This is a genomic window from Amycolatopsis orientalis (assembly GCF_000943515.2).
GTDB lineage: Bacteria > Actinomycetota > Actinomycetes > Mycobacteriales > Pseudonocardiaceae > Amycolatopsis > Amycolatopsis orientalis.
The window spans coordinates 8,301,534-8,313,129 of sequence record NZ_CP016174.1 but is presented as its reverse complement, the minus strand read 5'-3'; the positions used below and the strand labels follow the sequence as shown (position 1 = coordinate 8,313,129).

Here is an 11,596-nt window from a genome sequence, read left to right as displayed (position 1 = left end):
GGTTTTCAGTCCGGCGGCCCGGAATCGGACATAGCGGCCGCGCGAACGCCGCGTCGATACGCGGCCGCCGCTTCGTCGAGGAGCCCGCGGGCGCGCAAGGTGTCACCCAAATGCAGCGAGGTCGCCACGAGCGCGCCGCGCAGTTCGGACTTTTCCTGTGCGGTGGCGGCTTCTTCGAGCAGCGCAGTCGCCTCGGGCAGATCACCGCGAGCGCGGGCGATGAGTCCCAGTAAGCGGAGAACCTCGGCCCTGGCTTCGATGTCGGGGGATCGATCCAGAAGCGGGCGGATCCCCTCGGCGAGTGCGGCCGCCTCGTCGAGCGCGCCTTGGCGGCGGCGGACGTCGGCGAGTTCGATCGTCGCCCCGAGTACGCCTTCCCGGGAGCCGGCCTTGGCCAGGAGGTCGCGGGCGAGCAGCAGTTCGGCGTGCGCGTCGTCGAGTTTGCCCAGCCGCCGCCACAGGAAGCCGCGCGCCCAGCGACTCCGGGCGGCGTCGCGGTCGTAACCGATCGAAGTGAACAGTCGCAACGCTCGGGAAAGGTCCTTTTCGGCACGATCGACCAGGCCGATCGCCTGCCACAGTTGCGCGGCCTGCCGGTGGTAGCGCGCCGAGATGTCCTTGCGGTGGGCGGAGGCGAGCGCGCGGCGTCCCTCTTCGGCGGCCCGCCGGGCGCGGCGGAGCGCACCCATTTCGATGAGCGGGTGGATGAGCGCGGTCACCAGGGCGAGTTCGGCGTCGGGATCGACGGGGGCGGCGGCGCGGAGCTGGGCGAGCGCGGTTTCGACGAGGGCCACCGACGCGCCCAGATCGCCGGAGAGCGCGCGGCAGGCGGCGACCCGGTTGACGATCATCGCGCGCAACCGCGGCGACGCCGTTTCGGCCAGTTCCATCGCGTGGGCGAACCCCTTGGCCGCCGACGGGATGTCGTACCGCTGCCACTGGACTTCGCCGAGATAGAACCGCGCGTGACATTGGACCTCCGGCAGCCGGTATGCCGCCGCCAGCCGTTCTATTCGGGCGAACTCCCGCTCGGCCGCGTCTAGGCCGCCCTGCTGCAACTCGCGATACGCCGTCTCGAGCGCGCCGGTGAGTTCCTCGGCCGCGCCCGGCGGCCTGCCGTAACGGAGTTCGTCCGCGGTCAGCCCGAGCCGGTGCGCGAGATGGGCCAGGACGTCGTCGGAGGGCACCCTGCTGCCGGACTCGACTTTGGCGAGGAAACCGCGGTCGTAGCGGGGCTCGGCGAGTTCACGCTGGGTGAGCCCGCGCGCCTTGCGTAACCGCCGGATCCGCGCGCCGAGTGGTTCGGCCTCGGTTCGCAGGGACGGCATCGGACCACGGTAGACGATTTCCGTCCCGGTGCCCGGTTCAGCCGGACAGGTGAGTGAGAAGCGCGGCGAAACCACTCGCGGGTACCACGAGAACCGGCCTGACCTCGGCCGGGAGTTCGCGCTGCTTGGTGTCCCGGATGCCGACGAACGCGCCGTCGGTGCCGACTTCGACGCAGGCGTTCTCTTCGAAATGCGTATAGCTCGACTTGTGCCAGCCGGACAAGCGCTCGTGCCAGGTGAGGGCCATCGGAACTCCCTTCGGTCATCGGTCGGATACCCGCGAACAGTGCTTCGAATCCTGTGGCTTCCCCACGGGGAACCAAACCCTCCTGTCGGGTGAAACGGACATATTGACTCGGGGTGTCCAGCGGGCTAGCGTCTTGCGCAATAAAAAGGAAACTTTCTTAACTAATTACGAGCGGGGCGCCGATGATGGTGAGTTCCTGGTCCCGGGCGGTGGCCGCGGTTTCGGCACTGGTCCTCGGGGGTTTGACGGTGCCGGCGGTTTCGGCCGCGGCGGCGGTGCAAGGGGAGGTCCGGGTCGATCAGGTCGGCTACGGCATCACCGAAACCAAATACGCCTACCTGCTGTCCAGCGCGCCGGGGTCGTTCTCGGTGGTCGACGAACGCGGCCGGACCGTCCATCGTGGACGGACCGGGGCCTCGCTCGGCGCGTGGAACGCGAAGTACCCGGCGGTGTACCAGCTCGACCTGTCGAAGGTCTGGCTGCCGGGCAAGTACCGGATCGAGGTCAGCGGCGAGACCAAGGCGACGTCGCCGACGTTCCGGGTGGACACGAAGCAGCGGCTCTTCACGCCGCTCGTCCGCGCCACCAACGAGTTCTTCCAGGCGCAGCGCGACGGGGACGACATCGTCCCCGGCCGTCTCGACCGCAAACCGTCGCATCTGGCGGACAAACAGGCCACGATCTACGACCGGCCGGTGTTCGTCGGCGAGGGCGGCGACGAGATCGCCGAGCCGCTGAAGCCGGTCGGCGGGCCGATCGACGTCGAGGGCGGCTGGGTCGACGCCGGCGACTTCGTCAAGTTCACCTCGAACACGGCGTACTCGCTGGCGGAGATGGGTTACGTCCTGCGCGAAGGTTACGACCCCGTGCTGGCCAAGGAGGTCACGCTCGGCCTCGACTGGCTGGACAAGATGTGGGACCAGCGGACCAAGACGCTGTACGCCCAGGTCGGGATCGGTACGGGCAGCGACAAGTTCGGTTTCCTCGGCGACCACGACGTCTGGCGGAACCCGCACGACGACGACGCGCTCGACGTGAAACCCGGTGACCCCAAGTACTTCGTGAAGCACCGGCCGGTCTTCCCGGCGAATCCCGGCGGCTCGCCGCTCAGCCCGAACCTCGCCGGTCGTGTCGCCGCCGCGTTCGCGCTCGGCGCGCAGGTCGAGGCGAGGCGGAATCCGGCGCTGGCAAGGAAGTATTTCGCCGAGGCCGTGTCGGTCTTCGCGCAGGCCAAGACCAAGGACGTCGGCGAGCTCGTCACCGCGTTCCCGCACGCGTACTACCCGGAATCGTCCTGGCGAGACGACATGGAACTCGGCGCGACGCAGCTCGCTTTGGCGGGCAAGGCTTTGCGGGATCCGCGGTCGGCGGAGTGGACCCGGCAGGCGGCGCACTGGGCGAAGGCCTACATCGACCTCGAAGAGAAGAGCACGCTCAACCTGTACGACACCAGCGCGCTGGCGCACGCCGAACTGGCGAAGCTCCTGCGGCACGGTGCCCCGGGTGTCGCGCTCGGCCCGAAGGAGCTGATCGGTGACCTCCGGCGCCAGCTCGACGAAGGTGTCGCGAGTGCGGCTCAGAGTCCTTTCCGGACGGCCGTGTCGGTGAAGGACTTCGACGCCGCCAGCAAGAGCTTCGGGTTCGCCGCGACCGAACGGCTGTACGCGGAGGTGACCGGTGACCGCCAGTACGCCGCGTTCGGCTCGCAGCAGCGGAACTTCACCCTCGGCGCGAACGCGTGGGGCATCTCGCTGGTCGTCGGCGTCGGCACGACGTCGCCGAAGTGCCCGCATCACCAGGCGGCCAACCTCGCGGGTGAGGAGAAGGTGCTCTACGGCGCCGTCGTGAACGGGCCGAACGGGGCCGAGCACTTCGCGGACCTGCCGTTCCCGGCCGGGGCGAAGGAGTGCACGAAGCCGTACGACGCCTTCGACACGACCGAGTCGCGCTACACCGACGACCTCGCTTCGTGGCCGAGCAACGAGCCCGCCATCGACTTCACCTCGACGGCGATGCTCGCGTTCGCGCTGGCGGGACGGTCCTGACCGGAACGTGGGGCTCGCGGATCGGCGCGAGCCCCACGTTCGGGTAGGCGACAACTCCTGTTCGCGGCGATGCCACCGCTCCGGACGGTGACGACGTCGTAGTCTTGGCGGGGTGAGTGAGACAAGCGAGTTCCCCGACGGCCAGTACCCGGAACGTCCGATCGAGCGCCACAAGGGCCCGGTCGTGCTGCGGCGGGATCGCCGTGACCAGGGCAGCACCACCGACCAGCGCCTGCTGGACTCACGCGGGCCGAGCGACTGGGTGCACACCGACCCGTGGCGGGTGCTGCGGATCCAGGCGGAGTTCGTCGAGGGCTTCGGCGCGCTGGCCGAGGTCCCGCGCGCGGTGACGGTGTTCGGTTCGGCACGGACCAAACGGGACCACCCGGAGTACGAACTCGGCCGCAAGATCGGCGGCGCGCTCGCCAACGCCGGTTTCGCGGTGATGACCGGCGGCGGCCCCGGCGCGATGGAGGCGGTGAACCGCGGCGCCAACGAGGCGGGCGGGTTCTCCGTCGGCCTCGGCATCGAGCTGCCGTTCGAGCAGGGCCTGAACCCGTGGGTCGACCTCGGCGTCAACTTCCGGTACTTCTTCGCCCGCAAGACCATGTTCATCAAGTACTCGCAGGCGTTCATCTGCCTGCCCGGCGGCTTCGGCACGCTCGACGAGCTGTTCGAGGCGCTCACCCTGGTGCAGACGAAGAAGGTCACGAAGTTCCCCGTCGTGCTGTTCGGCAGCAAGTACTGGGGCGGCCTGTACGACTGGATCGCCAGTTCGCTGCTCGCCGAGGGCAAGATCGGCCAGAAGGACCTCGAACTGCTGCACGTCACCGACGACATCGAAGACGCCGTGCGCGTGGTGCAGGATTCGTACAAGGCTTGGGAGGACACCCACTGATGGCGGCTCCGCGCAGGGTATGCGTCTTCTGCGGTTCGTCGATGGGCTTCGACCCGCGGTATGCCGACGAGGCCAGGGCACTGGGCACGCTCCTGGCGGAGCGAGGGATCGGGCTGGTCTACGGCGGGGCGTCGGTCGGCACCATGGGCGTCGTCGCGGACGCCGCGCTGGCCGCGGGCGGCGAGGTGATTGGCGTGATCCCGGAGGCGCTGGGCAGCGTCGAGATCGCGCACGCCGGCCTGACCGAACTCCACGTCGTCGCCGACATGCACCAGCGGAAGGCGAAGATGGCCGCGCTGTCCGACGGCTTCCTCGCGCTGCCGGGCGGGGCCGGCACGCTGGAGGAACTGTTCGAGGTGTGGACGTGGGCCCAGCTCGGGCTGCACGAGAAACCGATCGGGCTGGTCGACGTCGGCGGGTACTACGCGCCGCTGCTGAAGTTCGCCGACCACATGGTGTCGGAGGGCTTCTTGTCGGCGGGGTACCGGGACATGCTGAAGATCGACTCGGACGCTTCGGTCCTTCTGGACGCCTTCGCGGACTACGTCCCTCCGCCGCGTCCGAAGTGGGCTAAGTAGGGCTTTTTCGGTAGCGCGTGAAGGCGCTGTTTTGGTGACGCCTCGATCCGTGAAGGCCTCCCTCCCTACCTTGAGGGTAGTGAAGGATGCCTTCACGTCACCTCGGCCAGACCGGCTCACGTCGCGCCCGGAATGCGCCAAAAGTCCCTTAGGCCCCACTTGCGCGCGCCAGGAAAGGCTCTTTCCTTGCAAAATTTGCAAGGAAAGAGCCTTTCATTGCATTGGTGAGCCAAGGAGCCCGAGCAGCGGGGGAGCAAGGGACCTTTGCTATCGCGTCGGGTGCGGCCAGGCCGTGAAGGACTCCTTGAGGGACTCAGACTCCCTTAAAGTTCCTCTCACCCGTCGCAGGCCACGAGTAGGTACCTGAGTGAGGTTTCGCACGACCCAAACACTCACGAGGCCCGGCGGTCAGGCAGCGCTCTGATCAGGGCGTTTGTGGTACGAGTCGACGTACTCCTGCCCCGAAAGCTCCAGGATCGCGTACATGATCTCGTCGGTCACCGAGCGCCGGATCGCCGGCGACGAGTCCTGCCCCTCGTACCGCGAGAAGTCCAAGGGCGAGCCGTAGGTGACGGTGATCTTCGCCCGGCGCGGGATGCGCTTGCCCGCGGGCTGCAGGTTCTCGGTGCCGGACAGCGCGACGGGGACGACCTTCGCGCCGGTCGCCAGCGCCAGGGCCGCGACACCGGTGTGGCCGCGGTGCAGCCGCCCGTCCAGCGAGCGGGTGCCTTCGGGGTAGATCGCGAACGCGCCGCCCGCGTCGAGCACCTTCCGCGCCGCCTCCAGCGCGGCGAGACCGGCCTGCGCGTTGCCGCGTTCGACCGGGACGTAGCCGAGGCCGCCCAGGAAGCCCGCCATCAGTTTGCCCTTGAGCCCGCGGCCGGTGAAGTACTCCGCCTTGCCGAGGAACTTGACCTGCCGCATCGCCGTGAAAGTGATCACGCCGGTGTCCAGCGCCGCCCGGTGGTTGGGTGCCAGCAGCACCGGGCCGGAGGCGGGGATGTTCTCCACGCCGCGGATCTCGGGGCGGTACAGCGCCCTGACCAGCGGGCCCAGCACGAATCGGACGAGTAGCGGTAGCAAGGTTCCTCCATCGACGGGGTGTCGGACTCCAGCATGGCACGATCACTACTCATGAGTTGGTTCGAGCGGCGTACGTGGCAGAACCCGGGGTGGACGCTCGACGACATCGTCGCTGCGAAGGGTGACCGGACGGTTTCGGTCGTGCTACCGGCACTCGACGAAGAGGACACCGTCGCCGAGGTCGTGGGCACGGTCCAGCCCTTGCTGGGGACGGTCGTCGACGAGTTGGTCGTGATGGACTCCGGTTCCACCGACGCGACCGCCGAGCGCGCCGAACGCGCCGGCGCGCGGGTGGTGCACCGCGAGGACGTGCTGCCCGCGTTCCCGCCGGTGCCGGGCAAGGGTGAGGTGCTGTGGCGGTCGCTGGCCGCGACGACCGGCGACGTGCTCGTGTTCCTCGACTCCGACCTGGTCGACCCGGATCCGGCGTTCGTGCCGACCCTGCTCGGTCCGCTGCTCTGCGAGGACGGCGTCCACCTGGTCAAGGGCTTCTACCGACGGCCGCTGAGGCTGGAGAGCAGCGGCGGGGGCCGCGTCACCGAACTGCTGGCGCGACCGGTCCTGTCGGCACTGCGCCCCTCGCTGTCCGGGCTGATCCAGCCCCTGGGCGGCGAGTACGCCGCGACGCGCGAGTTCCTCGAGTCAGTGCCCTTCGCGGCCGGGTACGGCGTCGAGATCGGGCTCATTCTCGACGCCGAAGCGCGCTACGGCCTCGATGGACTCGCACAGGTCAACCTCGGCGTACGCAAGCATCGCAACCGTTCGCTGCTTCAGTTGGGCGTCATGGCGCGGCAGATCCTCGGGACGGCACTGGCGCGCTGCGGCATCAAGTCGGACGACCCCGCCCAGCTCACCCAATTCGTGCATTTAGAGGACGAATGGCTGCCGGAGGTGGCCGAGATCTCGGTCAGCGACCGGCCGCCGATGCGGGAGGTACTCGGGTTAACCGAGAGGTGAGCCGAGCGTGATCGGCTCGCTGCCGTGAAGGTCCCTTACCTACCCTCACAGTAGCGAAGGAGGCCTTCATCACCTGGCGACAGGCAAGGGCTTCCCGCGGAGGCAAGGGGCACCTCCCCGTGACTGTCCATAAGGGACAGTTCCCAGCGAATCGATGTTCGATTGATGCCTATATGTACGGTCTTGAAGGGGGTCGTGAGTGGCAATGAGGGTTAGAACGCTATTTGCCACTCACGACCACCTCGCGAGACCGTGCGAACCGCTCAAGTCAGACATCCAGGGCCGGAAATGTCCTTTGTGGACACCCCTGGTCACACCCGGCTTCCGGCAGAGAGGGACCTGCCGGTTAACCGAGTCGTAAGACCTCGTCGAAGCCCGCCACGTGGGCTGCACGGTGCGTCACGAGGACGACGGTGCCACGCGCGGCCGCGAGGACGTCGGCCAGGACGGCGTCGCCGTGCTCGGGGTCCAGGCCCTCGACGGGCTCGTCCAGCACCAGGACCGGCGGTGCGGCCAGCACGGCCCGGGCCAGCACGAGCCGCTGGTGCTGCCCGCCTGAAAGCGTGTCACCGTCCGAGCCGACCTCGCGGTCCAGCGGCAGGTCGAAACCCGCCGTAGCGCAGGCTTCGAGCAGCTCGGCGTCCGAAGCGCCGGGCTTCGCGAGCAGCAGGTTCTCCCGGACCGTCGTGTGGAAGACGTGCGCGTCCGCGAGTGCGCCCGAAACCACCGACGGCAGCAGCGTGGGGTCGTACTCGTCGAGCGGCCTCCCGTTCAGCACCACACGCCCCGACGTCGGCGCCACGGCCCCGAGCAGCACGTTCAGCACCGTCGTCTTCCCGGCGCCGCTGGGTCCCAGGATCCCGATCCGCTTCCCCGGCGGCAGGTCGAGGTCGACGTCTTCCAGCGCCGGCGCCCGGCCGGGGAACCGCACGCCGACCCCTTCGAGCCGCAGATGCCCGGGCTCGGGCACGAGGGTGCCGCGCGGGGGAGCGGGTTCGGTCAGCAGCGCGCGCACCCGCTCGGCCGAAGCCCGGACCTCGGCCCAGCGCTGGGCCGCCGCGGTCAGCGGGAGGACCAGCTCGAACACGGTCAGCGCGCCGAGCGCCAGTGCCGCCGTCAGCGGCGGTGAAACCCCGGCGACCAGCGCGATCGTGACACAGGTGAGCAGCTGGACCAGCATCCCGGCCGCGGTCAGCAGGCTGGTCCGGTTCGCCGTCGCCCGGTCCCGCGCGGCGAGCGCGTCGACGGCGGTGTGCGCTTCGTCCACAGTGGACTCGTGGACGCCGTAGGCGATCAGCTCCCGCCGTCCGGTGATCAAGGCGACCGTCCGCTCGGCGAGGTCGGCCCTCGCCGGAGCGCTCGCTTCCGCCGCCGTGCGGGTGATCCGCACGCACAGCCACGGTAACCCGATCCCCGCGACGGCGAGGCCGAGCGCCAAGGTGAGCCCGGCCGCCGGACTGGCGATCAGCGCGACCGTGACCGAGGCGAGCCCGACGAACGCGGCGACCCCGGCGGGCAGGAGGCAGCGCAGGATCGCGTCCTGTACGGCGTCCACATCGGACACCAGCCGGGTCACCAGATCGCCGCCGGAATGCCGGGAGACCCGGTGCGGCAGCAAGGAGGTGTACACGCGAGTCCGCAACGCGCCGAGGTAGCGCAGGACGACTTCGTGCCCGGCGAGCCGCTCGGTGTACCGCAGGCCGCCGCGCAGCAACGCCAGCGTCCGGACGGCGACGATCGCCACGGTCAGCGACGCCAGCGGCGGCTGCTCGGCCGCCTTCAGCAGCAGCCACGCGGCGGTGGCCATCAGCGCGAGCCCGGCCAGTTCGGCGCCGGAGGCGATCAGCCCGGCCCGCACCAGCCGGACGAAATCCTTTGTGGACACTCCCCAGACGTTCACACCAGTTCCCGTTCCTTTATGGACCCGTCACGCACTTCAAGTACCCGGCCGGCGAGCGCGGCCATCGCCGGCCGATGGGCCACGAGTACCGCGGTCCGGCCGATGAGCAGTTCGCGGGTCGCGCGGAGCACGGCGGCCTCCGTCCCCGCGTCGAGCCGCGCCGTCGGCTCGTCGAGCAGCACCAGTCCCGCTTCGGTGCGGGCCAGCGCCCGCGCGAGGCCGAGCCGCTGCCGTTGCCCCGCCGAAAGCGGCGCGCCCAGCTCCCCGATCCGCGTCCGGTAGCCGTCGGGAAGGCCCCGCGCGACCTCGTCGAACGCCGCCGCGCGGGCCGCCGCCTGGACGTCCGGCACCTGGCCCATGGCGATGTTCTCCTCGACGGTCCCGGTGAACAACGTCGGTCGCTGCGGCACCCACGCCGTCGCGGCCCGCCGCGGCCCCGGATCCAGTTCGCGCAGGTCGACGCCGTCGACGAGGACCCGGCCGGACGTCGGCGTGACGAAGCCCAGCAGGACCGCCAGCAGCGTGCTCTTCCCGGAACCGCTGGGGCCGACGAGGGCGACGTGCTCTCCCGCCCCGATCGCCATGTCCACTTCGGACAGTACGACTTGGTCGCCGTACGCGACGCTGACCTTCTCCAGCACGATCTCGGGCGCACCGGAACGCGCCACCTGTGAACCCCGGACGATGTCCGCCGGCCGGACCGCCAGCGCCTCCCGCAGTGTCGCGAGCCCCTCCGCGCTGGCGTGGAACTTCGCCCCGGCCGCGCGCAGCGGCAGGTACGCCTCGGGGGCGAGCAGCAGCACCAGCACGGCGGTGTGCACCACCATCCCGCCTTCCAGCAGGCGGAACCCGATCGGCACGGCGACGAGCGCCACCGACAGTGTCGCCACCAGTTCCAGCACCAGCGCGGACAGGAACGCGACCCGCAGGGTGCGCATCGTGGCGTCCGTATGCGCGTCGGCCATCGCCCGCACCGTCTTCGCCTGCGCGTCGGCCCGCCCGAACACCTTCAGTGTGCCCAGCCCGCGCACGACGTCGAGGAAATACCCGCCCAGCCGGGAAAGCAGCCGCCACTGCTTGGCCGTCTTCGCTTTCGTGTGCTGCCCGACCAGGATCGCGAACACCGGGATCAGCGGCAGTGTCGCCGTGATGATCAGCGCCGACGTCAGATCCGCGGCGAACAGCCGGACGAGCACCGCGACCGGCACGATCGCCGACAGCACCAGCGTCGGCAGATAGCCGGTCAGGTACGCGTCACCGGCGTCGATCCCTTTGGTCACCAGCGTCGCGACCTTGCCGGGATTCTCCGCTTCCGCGCCGAGCAGCCGCTTGCGGAGGCCCGCCTTGACCGACGCCGCGAACCGGCCGCCGAGTGTGCCCTGGACGGCGGCGAGCAGCACCCGGACCGCGATGGCGGCCGCGAGTGTCCAGCTCACGCCGCCGCCGGTGAGCAGCGTCGCGAGGCCGTCCGCCTGGACGACGATCGCCACGGCGGTCAGCGTGCCGAGGACGGCCAGTACGCCGAAATGGCGCCGCAGTCCGGGAAGGGGTGGCATCACCGGCTCCTAGAAGTGCAGTAGCGAGCGCTGATCGACCCGGTCGGCGTTCCGCCGCCACGTCACCCATTGCACGGCGGCGATCACCACCAGCGCGGGCGGCAGGACGAGGGTGAGCAGGCCGAGCATCTCGGTGCTCGTGGCCGCTTCGGTCAGACTCAACGAGAATCCGTCGTCCACAGAGGACACCAGTGCGTCCGGAAGGCGCATCGTCCCGACCGCCAGCACTGGGGACGCCGACAAGACCATCGTGGCGATCAGCGCGGTCTTGTGCCGTCCGGCGCGCAGTGCCGCGGACGCGCTCCCCAGCGCGCCGAACGCCAGCGCGATCGCGGGCAGCACGGTCCACGACGCGGTGGTCTCGAAGGCGCCCCAGCCGACGGCCACGACCAGGAACGCCAGTGCGGGCGCGAGCAGCGCCTTGGCGATCCGGTTCGCCCTGGCGGTGAAGTCGGCGGGCGCCCGGACCGCGAGGAAAGCCGCGCCCTGCAAGGCGAACAGCGCGACGAACCCGGCGCCCCACAACAGCGCGTACGGGTCGAAGGCGGCGAGGACACCACCGATCGGCAGTCCGGCGGCGTCGAGCGGGAGGCCGAGGACGAGATTGCCGAGGAAGATCCCCCAGGACACCGCGGTCACCCAGGCGCCGACGGTGATCGCCAGTGTCCAGGTGCCGCGTCCGGCGTCCGGCCGCCTGCTGCGCAACTGCACCGCCGCGGTGAAGGTGACCAGTCCGAGCAGCAGGGTGACGACCGGGAGATAGGCCCCGGAGAACACTTTTCCTTCCAGATGCGGGAAAGCGCCGAACAGGACGCCGACCGCGGCCACCAGCCACACCTCGTTGGCCAGGAAGAACGGGCCGAACGCGCCGAGCACGCGGCGCCTCTCGCCCTCGTCACGGCTGAGCCTGCCGAGCAGCATGCCGACGCCGTAGTCGTAGCCCGCCAGCGCGAAATAGCCGGAGATCAGGAAACCGAGTACACACCACCACAAGAACACCATGG

The 11,596-nt window shown here is 69.9% G+C and carries 10 protein-coding genes; 4 read left to right on the top strand and 6 right to left on the bottom strand.

What is annotated here, in order from left to right; translation table 11 throughout:
* Positions 1 to 5 precede the first annotated feature (5 nt).
* Together SD37_RS36060 and SD37_RS36055 are read right to left on the bottom strand one after the other, a co-directional pair.
* The gene (locus tag SD37_RS36060) at positions 6 to 1,328 is read right to left on the bottom strand and encodes a helix-turn-helix domain-containing protein (protein ID WP_083255177.1); all 1,323 of its coding nucleotides are present in this window, start codon (positions 1,326 to 1,328) and stop codon (positions 6 to 8) included.
* Positions 1,329 to 1,365: 37 nt separating this feature from the next.
* The gene (locus SD37_RS36055; protein WP_044854603.1) at positions 1,366 to 1,575 is read right to left on the bottom strand and encodes a DUF397 domain-containing protein; all 210 of its coding nucleotides are present in this window, start codon (positions 1,573 to 1,575) and stop codon (positions 1,366 to 1,368) included.
* 182 nt (positions 1,576 to 1,757) lie between these two features.
* Between SD37_RS36055 and SD37_RS36050 the strand changes: the two genes are divergently transcribed.
* The 3 genes from SD37_RS36050 (at position 1,758) to SD37_RS36040 (ending at position 5,096) form a co-directional block, all read left to right on the top strand.
* Positions 1,758 to 3,620 carry a glycoside hydrolase family 9 protein gene (locus tag SD37_RS36050; protein WP_044854604.1) on the top strand — a complete coding sequence of 621 codons (1,863 nt, stop codon included), beginning with the start codon at positions 1,758 to 1,760 and terminating at the stop codon, positions 3,618 to 3,620.
* Between the two features lie 112 nt (positions 3,621 to 3,732).
* Positions 3,733 to 4,518, top strand: a complete 786-nt coding sequence (locus SD37_RS36045; protein WP_034324028.1) for an LOG family protein — start codon at positions 3,733 to 3,735, stop codon at positions 4,516 to 4,518.
* Entirely contained in the window at positions 4,518 to 5,096 is a 579-nt protein-coding gene (locus tag SD37_RS36040) for an LOG family protein (protein WP_044854605.1), read from the top strand. The genes SD37_RS36045 and SD37_RS36040 overlap by 1 nt, the downstream gene beginning before the upstream one ends.
* 408 nt (positions 5,097 to 5,504) lie before the next feature.
* Here SD37_RS36040 and SD37_RS36035 read toward each other — a convergent pair whose 3' ends face one another.
* Positions 5,505 to 6,179 carry a lysophospholipid acyltransferase family protein gene (locus SD37_RS36035; protein ID WP_044854606.1) on the bottom strand — a complete coding sequence of 225 codons (675 nt, stop codon included), beginning with the start codon at positions 6,177 to 6,179 and terminating at the stop codon, positions 5,505 to 5,507.
* Positions 6,180 to 6,230: 51 nt separating this feature from the next.
* Here SD37_RS36035 and SD37_RS36030 point away from each other — a divergent pair, with 51 nt between their 5' ends.
* Complete coding sequence (locus tag SD37_RS36030) at positions 6,231 to 7,136, top strand: glucosyl-3-phosphoglycerate synthase (RefSeq protein WP_044854607.1); 906 nt, start codon at positions 6,231 to 6,233, stop codon at positions 7,134 to 7,136.
* A 346-nt stretch (positions 7,137 to 7,482) separates the two neighbouring features.
* On the opposite strand, the gene cydC is transcribed toward SD37_RS36030, so the two are convergent.
* From cydC to SD37_RS36015, 3 genes are read right to left on the bottom strand one after another with little or no spacing between them, the layout of a single operon-like run.
* Positions 7,483 to 9,036 (bottom strand): thiol reductant ABC exporter subunit CydC, encoded by a 1,554-nt coding sequence (gene cydC / locus SD37_RS36025; RefSeq protein WP_044854608.1) that lies wholly within the window; start codon positions 9,034 to 9,036, stop codon positions 7,483 to 7,485.
* Positions 9,033 to 10,592: a thiol reductant ABC exporter subunit CydD gene (cydD, locus tag SD37_RS36020; protein WP_044854609.1), complete on the bottom strand. Its 1,560-nt coding sequence runs from the start codon at positions 10,590 to 10,592 to the stop codon at positions 9,033 to 9,035. The genes cydC and cydD overlap by 4 nt, the downstream gene beginning before the upstream one ends.
* Positions 10,593 to 10,601: 9 nt before the next feature.
* On the bottom strand, positions 10,602 to 11,594 hold the full coding sequence (locus SD37_RS36015) for a cytochrome d ubiquinol oxidase subunit II (protein ID WP_044854610.1): 993 nt from the start codon (positions 11,592 to 11,594) through the stop codon (positions 10,602 to 10,604).
* Between the last annotated feature and the right edge of the window lie 2 nt (positions 11,595 to 11,596).

Coding starts and splice junctions, on each gene's coding strand:
- SD37_RS36060 (WP_083255177.1), bottom strand. CDS start 1,328: ATGCCGTCCCTGCGAACCGAGGCCGAACCACTCGGCGCGCGGATCCGG.
- SD37_RS36055 (WP_044854603.1), bottom strand. CDS start 1,575: ATGGCCCTCACCTGGCACGAGCGCTTGTCCGGCTGGCACAAGTCGAGC.
- SD37_RS36050 (WP_044854604.1), top strand. CDS start 1,758: ATGATGGTGAGTTCCTGGTCCCGGGCGGTGGCCGCGGTTTCGGCACTG.
- SD37_RS36040 (WP_044854605.1), top strand. CDS start 4,518: ATGGCGGCTCCGCGCAGGGTATGCGTCTTCTGCGGTTCGTCGATGGGC.
- SD37_RS36030 (WP_044854607.1), top strand. CDS start 6,231: ATGAGTTGGTTCGAGCGGCGTACGTGGCAGAACCCGGGGTGGACGCTC.
- cydD (WP_044854609.1), bottom strand. CDS start 10,592: ATGCCACCCCTTCCCGGACTGCGGCGCCATTTCGGCGTACTGGCCGTC.
- SD37_RS36015 (WP_044854610.1), bottom strand. CDS start 11,594: ATGGTGTTCTTGTGGTGGTGTGTACTCGGTTTCCTGATCTCCGGCTAT.